The sequence below is a fragment of the Hydrogenophaga sp. IBVHS1 genome (assembly GCF_002127265.1).
In the GTDB taxonomy this organism is placed as follows: domain Bacteria; phylum Pseudomonadota; class Gammaproteobacteria; order Burkholderiales; family Burkholderiaceae_C; genus Hydrogenophaga.
Genome location: NZ_NFUU01000001.1, coordinates 165,559 through 182,077, shown reverse-complemented (window position 1 = coordinate 182,077; position 16,519 = coordinate 165,559). Strand labels below are relative to the sequence as shown.

At 66.5% G+C, this 16,519-nt stretch carries 13 protein-coding genes; 1 reads left to right on the top strand and 12 read right to left on the bottom strand.

Annotated features, from left to right (window positions below):
- Positions 1 to 149 precede the first annotated feature (149 nt).
- On the top strand, positions 150 to 1,283 hold the full coding sequence (locus tag CAP37_RS00880) for an ABC transporter substrate-binding protein (protein ID WP_256926844.1): 1,134 nt from the start codon (positions 150 to 152) through the stop codon (positions 1,281 to 1,283).
- 3 nt (positions 1,284 to 1,286) lie between these two features.
- On the opposite strand, the gene CAP37_RS00875 is transcribed toward CAP37_RS00880, so the two are convergent.
- The 12 genes from CAP37_RS00875 to CAP37_RS00820 form a co-directional block, all read right to left on the bottom strand.
- Positions 1,287 to 1,724 (bottom strand): universal stress protein, encoded by a 438-nt coding sequence (locus tag CAP37_RS00875; RefSeq protein WP_086122421.1) that lies wholly within the window; start codon positions 1,722 to 1,724, stop codon positions 1,287 to 1,289.
- Positions 1,725 to 1,821: 97 nt separating this feature from the next.
- A complete protein-coding gene (locus tag CAP37_RS00870) occupies positions 1,822 to 4,638 on the bottom strand; it encodes a molybdopterin-dependent oxidoreductase (RefSeq protein WP_086122420.1) in 2,817 nt (938 codons plus the stop codon).
- On the bottom strand, positions 4,635 to 6,365 hold the full coding sequence (locus tag CAP37_RS00865; protein ID WP_086122419.1) for an NADH-ubiquinone oxidoreductase-F iron-sulfur binding region domain-containing protein: 1,731 nt from the start codon (positions 6,363 to 6,365) through the stop codon (positions 4,635 to 4,637). Before CAP37_RS00865 ends, CAP37_RS00870 begins: the two co-directional genes overlap by 4 nt.
- Before the next feature lie 268 nt (positions 6,366 to 6,633).
- On the bottom strand, positions 6,634 to 9,669 hold the full coding sequence (locus tag CAP37_RS21635; RefSeq protein ID WP_086122418.1) for an S-layer family protein: 3,036 nt from the start codon (positions 9,667 to 9,669) through the stop codon (positions 6,634 to 6,636).
- A 205-nt stretch (positions 9,670 to 9,874) separates the two neighbouring features.
- Positions 9,875 to 10,543 (bottom strand): 2-hydroxychromene-2-carboxylate isomerase, encoded by a 669-nt coding sequence (locus CAP37_RS00855; RefSeq protein WP_086124755.1) that lies wholly within the window; start codon positions 10,541 to 10,543, stop codon positions 9,875 to 9,877.
- Between the two features lie 27 nt (positions 10,544 to 10,570).
- Positions 10,571 to 10,798, bottom strand: a complete 228-nt coding sequence (locus CAP37_RS00850; RefSeq protein ID WP_086122417.1) for a DUF1289 domain-containing protein — start codon at positions 10,796 to 10,798, stop codon at positions 10,571 to 10,573.
- Positions 10,795 to 11,307, bottom strand: a complete 513-nt coding sequence (locus CAP37_RS00845; protein ID WP_086122416.1) for a YbaK/EbsC family protein — start codon at positions 11,305 to 11,307, stop codon at positions 10,795 to 10,797. The genes CAP37_RS00850 and CAP37_RS00845 overlap by 4 nt, the downstream gene beginning before the upstream one ends.
- Positions 11,308 to 11,309: 2 nt before the next feature.
- On the bottom strand, positions 11,310 to 11,951 hold the full coding sequence (locus tag CAP37_RS00840; protein ID WP_086122415.1) for a LysE family transporter: 642 nt from the start codon (positions 11,949 to 11,951) through the stop codon (positions 11,310 to 11,312).
- 13 nt (positions 11,952 to 11,964) lie between these two features.
- A complete protein-coding gene (locus tag CAP37_RS00835) occupies positions 11,965 to 12,873 on the bottom strand; it encodes a hydroxymethylglutaryl-CoA lyase (protein WP_086122414.1) in 909 nt (302 codons plus the stop codon).
- A 20-nt stretch (positions 12,874 to 12,893) separates the two neighbouring features.
- On the bottom strand, positions 12,894 to 13,814 hold the full coding sequence (locus CAP37_RS00830) for a glyoxylate/hydroxypyruvate reductase A (RefSeq protein WP_086122413.1): 921 nt from the start codon (positions 13,812 to 13,814) through the stop codon (positions 12,894 to 12,896).
- Positions 13,815 to 13,849: 35 nt separating this feature from the next.
- Entirely contained in the window at positions 13,850 to 15,868 is a 2,019-nt protein-coding gene (locus CAP37_RS00825; RefSeq protein ID WP_086122412.1) for an acetyl/propionyl/methylcrotonyl-CoA carboxylase subunit alpha, read from the bottom strand.
- A 9-nt stretch (positions 15,869 to 15,877) separates the two neighbouring features.
- Positions 15,878 to 16,498 carry a DUF4126 domain-containing protein gene (locus CAP37_RS00820; RefSeq protein WP_086122411.1) on the bottom strand — a complete coding sequence of 207 codons (621 nt, stop codon included), beginning with the start codon at positions 16,496 to 16,498 and terminating at the stop codon, positions 15,878 to 15,880.
- Positions 16,499 to 16,519: the final 21 nt, after the last annotated feature.

The following is a 16,519-nucleotide window of genomic DNA, read 5'->3' as shown; positions in this document are numbered from 1 at the left end:
AGGAAGGCGTCGGACATGCAGGGGCTCCAGATGGGGAGCCGAACATTCTACGGAGGGGTGTGACAAAGCCGCGTCGCGGTACGTCATATCCACAATTTCTTACCTCGGGGCGCTGCCTAGACTCAGGCCACCTCCGGAGACCTCCCCCTATGAAAAAGAACCATATGCACCTCAAGAAGACCTTCGCCCTCCTCGGCCTCGCCGGCCTGATCACCTTTACCGCCCCCGCCTGGGCCCAGCTGCGCATCGGCATGCCTTCAGGCTTCACCGGCTCGGTGGCGGCCGGCGTGAAGGAAAACCACGAGGGTGCGAAGTTGTACTTCGACACCATCAATGCGCGCGGTGGCGTGAACGGCCAGAAGATCGAGCTCATCACTGTGGACGACAAGTTCGACCCCAAGGTGACGGTAGAGGTGGCGCGCGAACTGGTCACCAGGCAACGCGTGCTGGCGCTGTTCCTGAACCGGGGTACACCGCATTCGCAGGCGCTGCTGCCAGTGCTGACCGAGCTGAAGGTACCGCTGGTGGGCCCGAGCACGGGCGCCATGGTGCTGCACGAGCCGGTGCATCCGTGGGTGTTCAACGTGCGGGCCACCTACCAGCGCGAGGCCGCCAAAGCGGTGGAGCACCTGGCGAGCATCGGCATCACACGCATTGCCATGATCGAGACCGACGATTCGTTTGGCGCCGACTCCGCCGCCGGCGCGCTCAAGGGCTTTGCCAAGGTCAACCAGAAGCCGGTGGTGCACGAGAAGTCGCCTCGCGACAAACCAGACTTCACCGATCTGGCCAAGCGCGTCAACGAGAGCAATGCGCAGGCGGTGCTGGTGATCGCTTCGGCCGGCAACACCGCCAATGCGGTGAAGGCGATCCGCTCCGCCGGTTCGCGGGCGCAGGTGGTCACGCTGTCGAACAATGCGTCCGACGGGTTCATCAAGCTGCTGGGCGAGCACGCTCGCGGCGTGATCGTGACGCAGGTGTTTCCGAACGAGCGCTCGGTGGCTTACCCGCTCATCAAGGAAGCGCAGGAGTTCGCCAAAGCCAAGGGGTTGCCCGGGGTGTCTCCCGCGATGATGGAGGGCTATGCAGCCGCCAAGGTGTTGACCGAGGGGCTGAAGCGCGCAGGTCCCGGCGCCACCCCAGGCAGCTTGCGCGATGCGCTGGAAGGCCTGCGCAACTACGACCTGGGGGGCCTTACCGTGAGCTACGGCCCGAACAGCCACACGGGCCTGGATTTCGCCGACCTGTCGATCATCGACGCCAGCGGAAAATTCCGCCGGTGACCGCTACGACTTGACGATCAACACGGGCATCTTCGAGTGCGTGAGCACTTTCTGCGCGACGCTGCCCAGGATCAGCGCCTTGACGCCCTGGCGGCCGTGCGAGCCCATGACGATGAGATCGCAGCCTTCGGCGTCGGCCGTTTCGATGATGCCTTCGTAGACCACATTGCGCTCGATCGTGTCACCCGCGAAGGACACGCCCTCGGCGGCGCAGGCCAGCTTGACGGCGTCGAGTGCCTGGCCGGCCGCGCTCTTGGCTTCGGTCAGGTAGGCCTGAAGGCCCACGGCCGATGCGTCGCCGATGCCGATGTAGGGGAACGGGTCGATCACGTACACACCCACAATCTGCGCGTTCTGGCTTTTGGCCAATTGCACTGCGGTGCGCGTGGCCAGCGCGGCGAGGCTGGAGCCGTCGGTGGGCAGAAGGATTTTCTTGAACATGGCAAATCTCCTTGAGTCTGGTTGTCTTCAGGAACTTCGCACCCGATAAGGTGCGAGTCCATCTTAACGACCCAAGTTCAAGCGGGCTTGCGCCACCTCAAACCAATGCCTTGTCGGCACTCACCTCAACGGCGCAGTACTTCAGTTCGGCGATTTTTCCCACCGGGTCCAGCGCCGGGTTGGTGAGCAGGTTGGCGGCGGCTTCGGCGTAGGCGAAGGGAATGAAGGCGGCATTCAGCGGCATCGCGTCGTCAACCCGCACCGCCAGCGCCACCTGCCCTCTTCGCGACCGCACCCGCGCCAGCGCGCCAGCGCTCAGGCCCAGGCGCTGGGCGGTGGCGGGATTCAGGCTGACCACCGGGCCAGGTTCCAGCGCATCGAGCACCTCGCTGCGCCGCGTCATGCTGCCGGTGTGCCAGTGTTCGAGCTGGCGACCCGTGATGAGCACCATGGGGAACTCGGCATCGGGCACCTCGGCTGGCGGTGTGACACCCGCACCCACCAGGCGCGCGCGGCCGCTGTCGGTGGGGAATCCGTCGGTGAACACCACCGAACGCCCTGGCTCGTCTTCGCTGGTTACCGGATACGTCACCGCACCTTCGCGCCGCAACCTGGCCCAGGACAGGCCCGCGATGCTGGGCATGAGCGCGCGCATTTCCTCGAACACGGCACCAATGCCCAAGCCGGCATGGTCGTCGGCGGTGCCGTCGGGCGCCACGTCGTACGCCCATGCGAGGCCGAGGCGGCGCGCAAGCTGCTCGGTGATCCACGCGTCGGCACGGGCCTCGCCCGGCGCAGGCACTGCCTTGCGGCCGAGCTGCACGCAGCGGTCGGTGTTGGTGACGCTGCCGGTCTTCTCGGGCCAGGCGGTGGCGGGCAACACCACGTCGGCCAGGCTGGCGGTTTCAGTCAGGAAGATGTCCTGCACCACCAGGTGGTCCAGCCCCGCCAGCGCTTCGCGGGCGTGCGCTGCATCGGGGTCGCTCATGGCCGGGTTTTCACCCTGGATCAGCATGGCGCGGATCTCTCGGCGGTGCGCTGCGTCGATGATCTCCACCACCGTGAGGCCGGCCTCGCCGATCAGCGTGCCGGGAGCCAGGTTCCACAACCGTTCGGCGTTCGCGCGTGCCTGCGGGTCGCCCACCTTCTGGTAGTCGGGCAGCACCATGGGGATCAGGCCCGCGTCGCTCGCACCCTGCACGTTGTTCTGCCCGCGCAGCGGGTGCAGGCCGGTGCCCGGGCGGCCGATCTGGCCGGTGATGAGCGAGAGGGCAATGAGGCAGCGCGCGTTGTCGGTGCCGTGCGTGTGCTGGCTGATGCCCATGCCCCAGAGGATCATGCTGTTCTTGGCCGTGGCGTAGGCGCGCGCCACCTCGCGCAGCGTGGGCGCGTCGATGCCGCAGACCGGTGCCATCGCTTCGGGCGAAAAATCAATCAGGTGCGCCTTCAGTTGCGCGAAATCCAGTGTGTGCGCCTCGATGTAGGCCGGATCGGTGAGGCCTTCAAACACGATGGTGTGCAGCAGCGCGTTGAGCAGAGCCACATCGCTGCCGGGCTGGAAGCCCAGGTGCTTCCATGCATGGCGCGCCAGCTCGGTGCGGCGCGGATCGGCCAGCACCAGCTTCATGCCACGCCGCGTGGCGTTCTTGATCCAGCTCGCGCCCACCGGGTGGTTCTGGGCCGGGTTGGCGCCGATCAGCAGCACGAAGTCGGCGTGCTGCACGTCGCGCAGCGGGTTGGTGACCACAGCTGAGCCCAGGCCCTCCATGAGCGCGGCCACGCTCGATGCATGGCACAGGCGCGTGCAGTGGTCGACGTTGTGCGTGGCGAAAGCGGTGCGGATCAGCTTCTGGAACAGGTAGGCCTCTTCGTTCGTGCCCTTGGCCGAGCCGAAGCCCGCCACCGGGCCCTGGCGCCCGCGCGCTGGGGTGCTGGCCATGGCGCGCTGAAAGCCCGCTGCGGCGGCGTCCAGCGCTTCGTCCCAGCTGGCTTCGCGGAACAGCTCGCGCCAGTTGCGGCGCTCGATCGAGAGCGGGTCTTTCGGCGCATCGGCGCGGCGGATCAACGGGCGTGTGAGCCGCTCGGGGCTGTGTGCGTAATCGAAGCCAAAGCGACCCTTCACGCACAGGCGCCCCTCGTTGGCTGGCCCGGCGATGCCCTCGACGTGCTGGATCTTTCCGTCGCTCACGTGGTAGGTGAGCTGGCAGCCCACGCCGCAATACGGACACACCGAGTCCACCTGTTGCTGCGAAGGCTTCTGGTAGGCACCATTGGCCGGCGCGATCGCCCCCGTGGGGCAAGCCTGCACGCACTCACCGCAGGCCACGCAGGTGCTCTCACCGAGCGCATCGTTCTGGTCGAAAACGATCTGCGCGTGACCACCGCGAAACGCAAGCCCCAGCACGTCGTTGCCCTGCGTCTCGCGGCAGGCGCGGATGCAGCGAGTGCACTGGATGCAGGCGTCGAGGTTCACCGCCATGGCCGGATGACTCAAGTCCTGCGTGGCTGGCAGGCGCTGCGGGAAACGCCCGGACTGCGCGCCCACGCTGTCGGCCCATTGCGTCAGCTCGCTGTCGAACTTGAGTTCGCTGGTGCCCGGTGCGTCGGCCAGCAACAACTCCAGCACCGTCTTGCGCGCCACCGTGGCGCGTGTGCTCGCCACCTGCACCACCATGCCCGGCGTGGGCGCGCGGCAGCACGAAGGCGCCAGCACGCGCTCGCCTTCGATCTCCACCACGCAGGCGCGGCAGTTGCCAGGGCTGCGCAGGCCGTCCATATGGCACAGGTGAGGAATTTCCACGCCCATGCGCTGCGCGGCTTTCAGGATGGTCTCGCCCGGTGCGGCTTCCACCAAGCGGCCATCGAGCGTGAAGGCAATCGGAGTCGCGTCTTTGGGCAGGTCATTGGTTTTCATGCCGCATTCTCTCCATTCACTTCGTGCGCAAAGAACCGCAGCACGCTGTCCACCGGGTTGGGTGCCGCCTGGCCAAGGCCGCAGATGCTGGCGTCGCGCATCACCTGCGAGAGTTCGCCGAGCAGGGGCGCGTCCCATACAGGGGCCTGCATGAGTTGTACCGCCTTGCTGGTGCCCGAGCGGCACGGCGTGCACTGGCCGCAGGATTCGTGCTCGAAAAACTGCATCAGGTTCTGCGCGGCATCGCGCGCCCTGTCCTGCTGGCTCAACACCACCACGGCCATCGAGCCGATGAAGCTGCCGTGCTCGAACAGCGTGTCGAAATCGAGCGGCACATCGGCCAGCGACGCAGGCAGGATGCCGCCCGATGCGCCGCCAGGCAGGTACGCGTACAGCTCGTGGCCTTCGGCCATGCCGCCCGCAAACTCCTCCACCAGCTCGCGCAAGGTGATGCCGGCGGGCGCCAGGTGAACGCCGGGTTTCTTCACACGGCCCGACACCGAGAAACGTCGCAGCCCGTTGCGCTCGCGCCGCCCCTGGCCGGCCAGCCAGGCGCCACCCTTCTCCACAATCGTCGAAATCCACCACAGCGTCTCGGGGTTGTGGGCCAGCGTGGGCCGGCCGAAGACGCCGTGCATCGCGACGATGGGCGGCTTCAGGCGCGGCAGCCCGCGCTTGCCCTCCACCGATTCAATCAGCGCCGATTCTTCGCCGCAGATGTAGGCACCCGCGCCGCGCCGCAGTTCGATGACCGGGGGCGTGTAGCCGGGGTGCTCGGCCGCCAGCATGAGCAGGGTGGCGTCGAGCCGGCGCAGTTCGCGCGTGAGCAGTTCGCGCACGTCGTGGTACTCGTCCCGCAGGTAGATCCACACGCGATCCACGCCAACCACCTGTGCGGCAATCAGCAGGCCTTCGAGCATCTGCGGTGCGCCGGCCTGCGTGCTGCTCAGCACCTGCCAGTCCTTGAACGTGCCGACCTCGCCTTCGTCGATGTTCACCACCATGTTGCGCGGGCCGGGTTGTGCACGCACCGTTTCCCACTTTCGCCAGGCCGGAAAACCGGCGCCACCCAGGCCACGCAGGTTCGACGCCTTGAGTTCGGCAAGCACCTGGTCACCAACGATCTCGCCAGCGAGTAAGCGCCGCAGTTGCGGGAAGCCGGAAGGCGCTGGGTCGGTCAGCTCACGCGGCCGGGTCTCGCCACGCGCAAGCAGCTGTTGAACGCCGGCCACACTGGCCTGGGGCAACTGCCGCTGTCCCACACAGGCCGCTGGCGCCACATGGCACTGGCCGATGCAGGGGGCCTCCTGCACCCGCAGGCTGGCATCGCCCGCCAAAGCCGTGCGCAGATCGGCCAGCAAGGTTTCACCACCGGCCATGGCGCAAGACAGACTGGTGCACACCCGCACCACGGTGTCGGGCACGGCGGTGTCGTCGTCCACGATCTCGAAGTGGTGGTAGAAGCTCGCCACTTCGAACACCTCCACCTGGCTCAGGCGCAGCCGTTCGGCCAGCGCGGCCAGGTGACCGTGGCGCAAGGCGCCCTCGCCGTCCTGCAGGCGGTGCAGGTGTTCGATCAGCAGGTCGGCACGTGGTGACAACCCCATGCACAGGGCCTCGACCCGCGCCAGTGCAAGGGGTTGCACCTGGCGTCCCTTGGGGGTGTGGCGTGGGCGACCTCGGCCCTGAGGTGCGTTGAGCGAGCGAATGGGGATCACGGCGTTCATGGGTTCGGCGAAGTGGCGTACGGGGGTATTGAACAGGCTCGAGTTTGCATGAACTCGGCCTCCCCAGCCCCTCCGCCCAATCGGTGACCCGGCTCTGGCCGCCGACACTGCCCCGGCTGCTTGCCAGCGTGGAGAGTTTGGGCAGCCGCGGGCGGCTGCCCAAATTCTCACATGACCACGCCTGTTCGGGTGATGTCCACATCCACCAGCATCTGCGCCAGCGTGCCTGCCGTGCTGTTGTAAACCGCATAGGTTTGCCCGTCGCTGCTCACGGTGACGAGACCGAATAACCGCTGCGATCAAGCGATGCCTGGCCATTGATCACAAAGCCTCCCACGCCAGCGTCAATGTTCGAGAGTTCCACCGCCGTGCCGTCGGTCTTGCCGAACACCACGTAGCTGCGCCCGGCAGCTGAACCCGCTGCCGGGTCACTTTCGTGCGCCCCCACGATCAGATCGGCCAGACCGTCTCCGTTGACATCGCCCGCTGAAGAGACTGAAATGCCGCTGCGGTCATTCAAATCCTGGCCGTTGATCACAAAGCCGCCCGAGCCAGCGTCAATGTCCGACAACTCCACCGCCGTGCCGTCGGCCTTGCCGAACACCACGTAGCTGCGCCCAGCGAGTTCTCCCGTGTTGCTGCCTGCCGCTTCAAGGCTGCTCACCACATCGCCCGCATCGCCATCGACCACCAGCTGGTGGCGCTGCACGCTGGCGCCCAGCGCACTGCCCGTGATGTTGCTCCAGCCGTTGCCGGTGTTGAACAGGTTCATGCCGGCCATGTCGAGCACGTCGCCCACCGTCAGGATCAGCGTGTTGTTGCCGCTGCCGGTGAGGTCGATTTTTTCGATGCTGGCAATGCGGCTGCCGGTATGGAGGTCGCCTGCGGCCTGGTTGGCGATGACGCTCAGGTCCAGCGTCACGCTGTCGCCATCGATGGCCAGCGTGTCGATGCCCCCACCGCCGTCCACCCGTGACAACCGCCCATCAGTCAGGCCCAGGGAGAGTCTGGCGATGTTGTCGGCGTTGAGCACCAGCGTGTCGCGGCCTGCGCCGCCGTACAGCACATCGGCGCCGCCGTTGCCCACCAGCGTGTCGTCACCTTGGCCGCCCAGAGCAATTTCGCTGGCAGCGGTGCCGGCCCAGCTGTTCGGATCGCTGTCACCGGTGAAGTCAATCGCCAGAGCGGCATCACCACCCACAGCCACGTCGCCCAGGTTCACGGGCGTGCCGTCGGCCTTGCCGAACACCACGTAGCTGCGCCCGGCCTCGGACCCGGATGCCGGATCGGCGTCGGACGCGCCCACGATCAGATCGGCCAGACCGTCTGCGTTGACGTCTCCCGCTGCGGAGACTGAAATGCCACTGCCGTCTTCCCCTGCCTGGCCGTCGATCACGAAGCCGCCCGAGCCGCTGGCAATGTCCGACAGCTCCACCGCCATGCCGCCGGCCTTGCCAAACACCACGTAGCTGCGCCCGGCCTGGTCCCCCGTCGCCGGATCGCCGTCGGACGCGCCCACGATCAGATCAGCCAGACCGTCGCCGTTGACGTCGCCGGCTGAAGAGACTGAAATGCCGCTGTGGTCGTACTCTGCCTGACCATTGATGACGAAGCCACCCAGGCCAGCGTCAATATCCGACAGCTCCACCGCCGTGCCGCCGGCCTTGCCGAACACCACATAGCTGCGCCCAGCCTGGTCCCCCGTCGCCGGGTCGCCCTCGGACGCGCCCACGATCAGGTCGGCCAGACCGTCTCCGTTGACGTCGCCGGCAGAAGAGACTGAAATGCCGCTGTAGTCGTACTCTGCCTGGCCGTTGATCACGAAGCCGCCCGAGCCGCTGGCAATGTCCGACAGCTCCACCGCCGTGCCGTCGGCCTTGCCGAACACCACATAGCTGCGCCCTGCATTTGCGCCCGCAGCCGTGTCACTTTCGTGCGCGCCCACGACCACATCGGCCAGGCCGTCTCCGTTGACGTCGCCCGCTGCGGAAACTGAATAGCCGCTGTGGTCGTCGTCTGCCTCACCGTTGATCACGAAGCCGCCCAACCCGCTGGCAATGTCCGACAGATCCACCGCCGTGCCACCGGCCTTGCCGAACACCACGTAGCTGCGACCGGCCTGATCCCCCGTTGCGGGATCGCTTTTGTGCGCGCCCACGATCAGATCGGCCAGACCGTCTCCGTTGACGTCGCCCGCTGCCGAGACGGAAAAGCCGTTGTAGTCGTCCTCTGCCTCACCGTTGATCACAAAACCGCCCGAGCCAGCGTCAATGTCCGACAACTCCACCGCTGTGCCGTCGGCCTTGCCGAACACCACGTAGCTGCGCCCGGCCTGGTCCCCCGTCGCGGGATCGCTGTCGGGCGCGCCCACGATCAGATCGGCCAGACCGTCTCCGTTGACGTCGCCTGCGGCAGAGACTGAATAGCCGCTGTAGTCTTCCCCTGCCTGACCGTTGATCACGAAACCGCCCACGCCGTTGGCAATGTCCGACAGCTCCACCGCCACGCCGCCGGCCTTGCCAAACACCACGTAGCTGCGCCCCGCCTCGTCCCCCATCGCTGGATCGCCATCGGCCGCGCCCACGATCAGATCCGCCAGACCGTCTCCGTTGACGTCGCCCGCTGCAGAGACCGAATAGCCGCTGTAGTCGCCCGCTGCCTGACCGTTGATCACAAAACCCAGCGCCACCGCAGGCAGTTCAGGTGCGCTGGGTGGGGGGGGAGCTGTACCCCCGCCAGTGCTCCCACCGCCACCTCCTGCCGATGCAACCAGTCCAACACCCATCACGCCCAAGCCCAGGCCCAGGCCCCAATGCGAACCCCACAGCAACAGGCATGCGTCGTCGTCTTCTTCTTCGTCAACACCACCATCGGAGGCTTTCTTGTCGTCCTTGTCTTTGCAGTTCTGCTCCTCGGACGGCTTTTCGGACGGTGCGCCCTCCGCGGGCGCCTGTGCCAGCTGGACTTCCGCCACAGTGGCGGAAACATCGCTTGCGCTGACCACGATCACTTGACCATCTTCCGATGTGGACTCTGGCAGCTCGTGGTCCGACAGTTCGTCTTCTTCGTCCAAGGCGGCCTCAGGGTCTGACGCAGAGACGTTTGCCTCAAATTCCTTGACGATGTATTGGGTGCCTTGCGCATCCACCACGATCAAGGTGGCGCCCTGCCGGATCGATTTCGCGCCCGGCATGCGGAGCAGTTTTTGAGCGTCTCTGGCAGACACCACGGTCTGCGTGCTGTTCAAGCCCTGTTCGGTGGCGTGCTCCGGCGGCAAGCCAGCGTCGATAGATTGAAAGCGCATCTAGTTTCCTTTTGAGTGTCGACGATCCGCCACCAGAACCTGACTTCGGCGCTTGCCTTTCGGCAATGCCTTCGAGAGGCGAGGCGTCCCTGCATTAGCTGGACTTAAGGATAGGAAGACAGATCGATTCAGGTGAGCTAAGTCACCAGACATCAAGAAACAGCCACGAGCCGACGCATGAAGACGCCAGGCAGATGGCGCCTGACTACGTGCGTCGCACGCCTTCAGGCCGTTGCGCCACGGCATCCCAGCTCTCATCGAACCAGGTGTTGCCGTCCAGACAGGAGCGCAGGATCGGCAGCGCGTCCTGACCCCAGAACACTCGGCCATTCACCACCATGGATGGCACGCCGAAGAGACCGAGCGCGAGCGCTTCGTCGGTGCTGGCACGCAGCCGCTGCTTGACGACTTCACTGTCGGGCGCGTGCCAGGGTTTCTGGCGCTGGGCCATGTGATCCTGCAGCAGGGCCTGCAAGTTGGCCAGGCGTTGCGGGTCCGATGCGTCGAGACCGCCATGCCACACGTGGTGAAACAGTTGTTCAGCGACATAGCGGCTGGTTTCACCCGGCGCCTCGTCGCTGGCGCAAGCCAGACCCAGGCGCAGCAAGGGCAGCGGGTTGAAGGGGTGTACCGACGGCAGTTCCAGCGGCACGCCGTGATGATGGCCAAGCCAGCTCACCTGCCGGTAGGTCCAGTCTCGCTTGGCCGGAATTTCTGCGGGACCCAGCTGGCCATGCGCCTTCAGCAGCGCAGCGAACAGCACCGGCTTGTAACGCACCAGTACGCTGTGACCCATGAGCGCCTCGGGCAGCCGCTCGAAAGCCAGGTAGGCGTAGGGCGAGATCGGGTCGTAGTAAAAGCTGATGTCTCGCAGAGGGAAGGCCATGGTGTGCTCCAGGACTCAGGGTGCGAGGCCCTGCCGCGCTTCGATGCGCTGCCACACCACGAGTTTGTCGGCGTCGGCCGCGCGGCTCCACGCGGCAATTTCATCGAGCGTGCGAAAGCAGCCCTGGCACCAGCCGTTGTCGGGGTCCAACTTGCAGATCGAGATGCAGGGCGAAGGCACCCCAGGCGCCAGGCCGGAGCGACGGCGCGCGGCCTTGAGGGAGACGACCGGCGTGGGAATCATGTACTCAGCACCGTGACGTCGCACACGGGTGCGGCAGTGAGCAACTGCAGGGCCTGGGGCGTCAGACGAAACACCGCGTGCGGATGGCCCGCAGCGGCCCAGATCTCGGTGAAGCGAAAGAGCTGTTGGTCGATCAGGGTCACCGGTGGGATCAGATGACCCAGGGGCGAGACGCCACCAATGGAGAAGCCGGTACGGTCCTTGACAAAATCGGCGTCGGCCCGACCGAGCTTGCTGCCATCGGCGCACACCAGCGCCTGCACCTTCTTCTCGTCCACGCGCAGATCGCCCGAGGTGACCACCAGCACCGCGGCGTCGTCGCCCTTGCGGCGGAACACGATGCTCTTGGCAATCTGACCCACCGCCACACCCAGCGCATCGGCCGCCTGCTGCGCGGTGCGCGCGGCGTCGTCGAGCATCACGGGCGCATGCGGATGGTTGGCGTCCTGCAGCGCGCGGGCCACGCGTTGCACGGATTCGGGCAGGGAATGGAGTTCGGCGCCGCACATGGTCAGGCCGCTCGCTTGACCAGGAGCAGGCTGGCGCCCATGGCCATGAGCACACCGCCGAACACGCGGTTCTGCGCCCGGCGTGCGCGAGCGGTAGCCAGCCAGCGCTGCATGCGCGAGGCCAGAAAGGCGTAACCGTGCATCACCACCAGGTCCACCACGATGGTGGTCAGCAGCAGGATCAGCAGCTGCAGCCAGAGTGCTCGCGCTGGATCGAGAAACTGCGGCAGCACCGCCACCATGAAGACGATGCCCTTGGGGTTGGTGACGTTGGTGAAGAAGCCGGTGACGAAACGCTGGCGCGCCGAAGGCAACCCGACCGGGGCAGCCGGGGCGGCCCCTTGTTCCACGGCAGCGCCCACGGGGGAGCGCCATTGTTTCCAGCCCAGCCACAGCAGGTAGCCCGCGCCCGCGAACTTCACCACCGTGAACGCGGTGGCCGACGCCAGCAGCAGCGCACCCACGCCCACACCGGCCACCAGCAGGATCACACTCAGACCCAGTTGCAGCCCGGCAATGGTGGCGCCGGTCTTCTTCACGCCGTAGGCGAGGCCGTGCGTCATCGACAACACCGCACCCGAGCCGGGCGAGAGCGCGATGGCCCATGAAGCCACGAAGTACGCCATCCAGACTTGCAGGTCCATGGGGTTCTTTCCTTCAGCCGGCGCGCTTGGCCAGCAGGGCGCGCGCCACCCGCGAACCGCTCGGGCGGCCCAGTTGTTCGCTGATGTACGCACCTGCGTCCACCAGCGCATCGAGGTCGATACCGGTGTCGATGTTCATGCCGTGCAGCAGATAGACCACGTCTTCGGTGGCCACGTTGCCGGTGGCGCCCTTGGCGTACGGGCAACCGCCCAGACCGGCCACGGAAGACTGGAAATTCCAGATGCCCATCTCCAGCGCTGCCAGGGTGTTGGAGAGCGCCTGGCCGTAGGTGTCGTGGAAATGGCCCGACACGTCGTCAATGCCGAAATGCTGGAGCGTGACCTCCAGCGCGGCCTGCACCTTGCGTGGCGTGCCCACGCCGATGGTGTCGGCCACGTCCACGCGCTGAACGCCGATGCCCTTCATGAGACCGGCGAGGTAGCCCACGCGCTCCGGCGCAATTTCGCCTTCATACGGGCAGCCCACGGTGCAGCTCATGGCGCCCCGCACCGCAATGCCGGCGGCAAGCGCGGCCTGCACCACCGGCGCGAATCGCTCGATGCTCTCGGCGATGGAGCAGTTGATGTTCTTCTGGCTGAAGGCTTCGCTGGCCGCGCCGAACACCACGATCTCGTCGGGCTTGTCGAGCACCGCGGCTTCAAAACCCTTGAGGTTGGGCGTGAGCACCGAATAGCGAATGCCGCTCTGGCGCTGGATGCCGCCCATGACCTCGTGGTTGTCGGCCATCTGCGGCACCCATTTCGGGCTCACGTAACTGGTGACTTCGATCTCTTTCAGACCGGCGGCCTGTAGGCGGTGCACCAGCTCGATCTTGATGGCCGCGGGCACCGGCTGCTTCTCGTTCTGCAGGCCATCGCGCGGGCCGACTTCGACGAGTTTGACGCGGGAGGGGAGCTTCATGGAATTCTCTTGGAAAGGGATCAATAGCCGCGCACAGGATCCACGACGCCGGCCACCGGTTCGCCCCGCTCCAAGGCGAGGATCTTGCCGGCGATCTGCGCGATGCTTTCATCGCGCAGCGTGCGCGCCGAAGTGTGCGGCGTGAGCGTGATTTTCGGGTGTTTCCAGAAACCATGCTCGGCGGGCAGTGGCTCGGTGCGGAACACGTCGAGTGTGGCGCCGGCCAGATGGCCCTCGTCCAGCAGGGCAATGAGGTCTTCGTCCACCAGGTGGGCGCCGCGCGCCACGTTGATGAGGTAGCCGCCCGGTTGAAGGCGCGAAAGGGTGCGGCGGTTGAGGATGTCGCGCGTGTCGGGGGTGAGCGGCAGCAGGTTCACCAGCACACGGCAGGCGCTCAGGAAGCCGTCGAACTGATCGGCGCCCGCATGGCAATGCACACCTTCCACCGCTTTCGCGCTGCGGCTCCAGCCGTGCACCGGGAACTCGAAATGCCGCAGCGCCTTCGCCACGCGCTGGCCAAGAACCCCCAGGCCCATCACGCCTACAGCGAAGTCGGCGCGCGTCCTCGGTTTGCGAAACGACCAGCGGCCTGCGCCCATATCGGCTTCGTAACCGTCGAACTCGCGGAAGTGGCGAATCACCGCATGGCACACGTACTCGGCCATCTGCACCGACATGCCGGCGTCGTCCAGCCGCACGACCTTCGCCGCTGGCGGCAGCTTCAGCTTGAGCAGTGCGTCAACACCGGCACCGATGTTGAAGAGACCTTTGAGGCCGGGTTGCTCGTCCAGAAATTGTTGGGGGGGCGACCACACCACGGCGTGGTCTGCCTGCGCAGCACCCGGCCGCCACTCGCTCACGGTAGCGCCAGGCAGCGCCGCACGCAGGCCCTCCAGCCAGGGCTCGGGGCGGGTGTCGGCGCAACAAAAGGTGATGTGCATGCGGCGAGCTTACCGAAGCAGGCGCGGACGCACTGTCACGCGGTGGCCAGCTTCAGCAGCTCGGCGCCTTCGTTCACCTGGTCGCCCGGCGCGTAGAGCAGCTCGGCTACGGTGCCGTCGACCGGCGCAGCGATGGTGTGCTCCATCTTCATCGCCTCCATCACCGCCAGCGCCTGGCCCTTCTTCACCACGTCGCCCGCCTTGACCGAGAACGACACCACCTTGCCGGGCATGGGTGCGGTGAGGCGCCCGCCTTCGGCAGCGGCCTCGCCCGCATGGGCCAGCGCGTCGATCTCCACGATCTGCGTGGCGCCGAGTGCGCAGAAAACGTGCACGTTCTCGTCCACCTGCCAGGTCTGCACGGTCTGGCGCTGGCCGTTGAAGCGCAGGTCCATGCGGGTGCCGGTTTCGGTCGGCAATGCGTCGAAGGCCAGCAGGCCACTCACCTCTCCCACCACGAGTTGCAACGCCCCGTCGTGCAGGTAGCTCAGGTGCGCCAGCAGGGATTCTCCCTGGTACTCGAAGTCGAAGCGGCGCACGGTGATGCCGTGGGGCCGCCAGCCGTCGCGGCGAGAAAACGGGTCAACCGTTTCGTTCGCGCGCTCGGCCAGCAGGGTCTGCGCCACTGCAGCGGCCACGGCCAGCGGTCGGCCTACCTTGTCCTGGTGGAACAGCACCGCAGCTTCGCGCGGGATCAGTGCGGTGTCGAGCTCGGCCTGCGCAAACGCGCGGCTGCCCACCACGTGGCGCAGGAACTGCACATTGGTGGACAGGCCAACGATGCGGGTTTCGGCCAGGGCGGCGTCCATGCGCGCCAGCGCTTCTTCGCGCGTGGCACCGTGCACGATCAGTTTGGCCACCATGGAGTCGTAAAACGGGCTGATGGTGTCGCCCTCGCGCACGCCATCGTCGACCCGCACCACACCACGTTCGAAGGCGGTGCAGGCCGGCTTGCGATAGACCGTGAGGGTGCCGGTGGCGGGAAGAAAGTTGTTGTCTGGTGTCTCGGCGCAGATGCGCGCCTCGATCGCGTGGCCCTGAATGCGCAGTTCATCCTGCCGCAACGGCAACGGCTCGCCGCTGGCCACGCGCAGTTGCCACTCCACGAGGTCCAGGCCGGTGATGGCTTCGGTCACCGGGTGCTCCACCTGCAGGCGCGTGTTCATTTCCATGAAATAGAAGCGCATGGCTTCAGGGTGGGCGTAACCCTCGGGCTGCTCCACGATGAACTCCACCGTGCCGGCGCCCACATAGTTCACCGCCTGCGCGGCCGCCACGGCTGCGGCGCCCATGCGCGCGCGCAGTTCGGGTGTCATGCCGGGCGCGGGGGCTTCTTCCAGCACCTTCTGGTGGCGCCGCTGCACCGAGCAATCGCGCTCGAACAAGTACACGCAGTTCCCCTGCGTGTCGCCAAACACCTGGATCTCAATGTGGCGCGGACGCTGCACGTACTTCTCGATCAGCACCGCGTCACTGCCGAAGCTGTTGCGCGCCTCGCGCTGGCAGCTGGCGAGCGCAGCGGCGAAATCCTCGCTCTTTTCCACCACGCGCATGCCCTTGCCACCACCGCCCGCACTGGCCTTGATGAGCGCCGGATAGCCGATGCCATCGGCCTCGCGTTGCAGCAAGGCCGGGTCCTGGTCGGCGCCGTGGTAGCCCGGCACCAGTGGCACGCCCGCCTTCTCCATCAGGCGTTTCGATTCGGCCTTCAGGCCCATCGCCTCGATGGCCGAAGAAGGCGGGCCAATGAAGACCAGGCCCACCTTCACGCAGGCGTCGGCAAAGGCCTGGTTCTCGCTCAGGAAGCCATACCCGGGGTGGATGGCCTGGGCACCCGTGGCCTGCGCGGCGGCGATGATGCGCTCCCACTGCAGGTAACTGTCCTTGGGCGCGGAGCCCCCGATGTGCACGGATTCATCGCAGGCGGCCACGTGTTTGGCGCTGGCGTCGGCATCGGAATACACGGCCACGGTTTTCACGCCCAGGCGGCGCGCACTGGCGGCGACACGGCAGGCGATCTCGCCACGGTTCGCAATGAGGATCTTGGTGAACATGGAAACTTCCTAGGCGGGGGCGGTGAAGAAGGAGCGCGCACGGCGAAACACCGCGCGCAGGAACTTGAAAAGCATCCAGGTGACGATCCACATCAGCACCACGGTGATGACCAGCAGGACGATGAAGACGACGGGGTTGTTGGTCGCGAGCCAGACGGCACCGACCACCAGCCCGTCTTCGACCAGGCTCATGGCGACGTTGGAAAAAGGTTCTGGCGAGCTGTTGATGGCCGCACGCGTGGTGGTTTTGGCGGCCTGGCTGGTGGCGGCCAGCGAGCCACCGAGCAGCGCCGCGGCCAACGCCATGGCGCCGCCGTCGGCCCCGAACACGCCGGCGGCCAGCGCGGCGCCAGCAGGGATGCGCACCACGCTGTTGACCATGTCCCAGAGCGAGTCGACCACCGGAATCTTGTCGGCGAAGAACTCGACGAACAGCATGAAGCCGCTTGCACCAAGCAGCGCCGGGTGCTGCAGCACTTGCAGCCCCGTGGGCAGGTCCATCCAGCCCAGCGCGCCTGCCGCGCCCACCAGAAACACCACCGCATACAGGCGGAAGCCACTGGCCCAGCCGAGTGCGCCGGCCAGCGCCAGCAGTTCAGGGGTACCCAGGGTGGAGAACCAGTCGGCCATGGTCGTGAACCTGCGGCGGTG

Excerpts from the sequence above, each read along its gene's own strand:
- CAP37_RS00880 (WP_256926844.1), top strand. The coding sequence starts at position 150 with ATGAAAAAGAACCATATGCACCTCAAGAAGACCTTCGCCCTCCTCGGC.
- CAP37_RS00875 (WP_086122421.1), bottom strand. The coding sequence starts at position 1,724 with ATGTTCAAGAAAATCCTTCTGCCCACCGACGGCTCCAGCCTCGCCGCG.
- CAP37_RS00870 (WP_086122420.1), bottom strand. The coding sequence starts at position 4,638 with ATGAAAACCAATGACCTGCCCAAAGACGCGACTCCGATTGCCTTCACG.
- CAP37_RS00865 (WP_086122419.1), bottom strand. The coding sequence starts at position 6,365 with ATGAACGCCGTGATCCCCATTCGCTCGCTCAACGCACCTCAGGGCCGA.
- CAP37_RS21635 (WP_086122418.1), bottom strand. The coding sequence starts at position 9,669 with ATGCGCTTTCAATCTATCGACGCTGGCTTGCCGCCGGAGCACGCCACC.
- CAP37_RS00850 (WP_086122417.1), bottom strand. The coding sequence starts at position 10,798 with ATGATTCCCACGCCGGTCGTCTCCCTCAAGGCCGCGCGCCGTCGCTCC.
- CAP37_RS00845 (WP_086122416.1), bottom strand. The coding sequence starts at position 11,307 with ATGTGCGGCGCCGAACTCCATTCCCTGCCCGAATCCGTGCAACGCGTG.
- CAP37_RS00840 (WP_086122415.1), bottom strand. The coding sequence starts at position 11,951 with ATGGACCTGCAAGTCTGGATGGCGTACTTCGTGGCTTCATGGGCCATC.
- CAP37_RS00835 (WP_086122414.1), bottom strand. The coding sequence starts at position 12,873 with ATGAAGCTCCCCTCCCGCGTCAAACTCGTCGAAGTCGGCCCGCGCGAT.
- CAP37_RS00830 (WP_086122413.1), bottom strand. The coding sequence starts at position 13,814 with ATGCACATCACCTTTTGTTGCGCCGACACCCGCCCCGAGCCCTGGCTG.
- CAP37_RS00825 (WP_086122412.1), bottom strand. The coding sequence starts at position 15,868 with ATGTTCACCAAGATCCTCATTGCGAACCGTGGCGAGATCGCCTGCCGT.
- CAP37_RS00820 (WP_086122411.1), bottom strand. The coding sequence starts at position 16,498 with ATGGCCGACTGGTTCTCCACCCTGGGTACCCCTGAACTGCTGGCGCTG.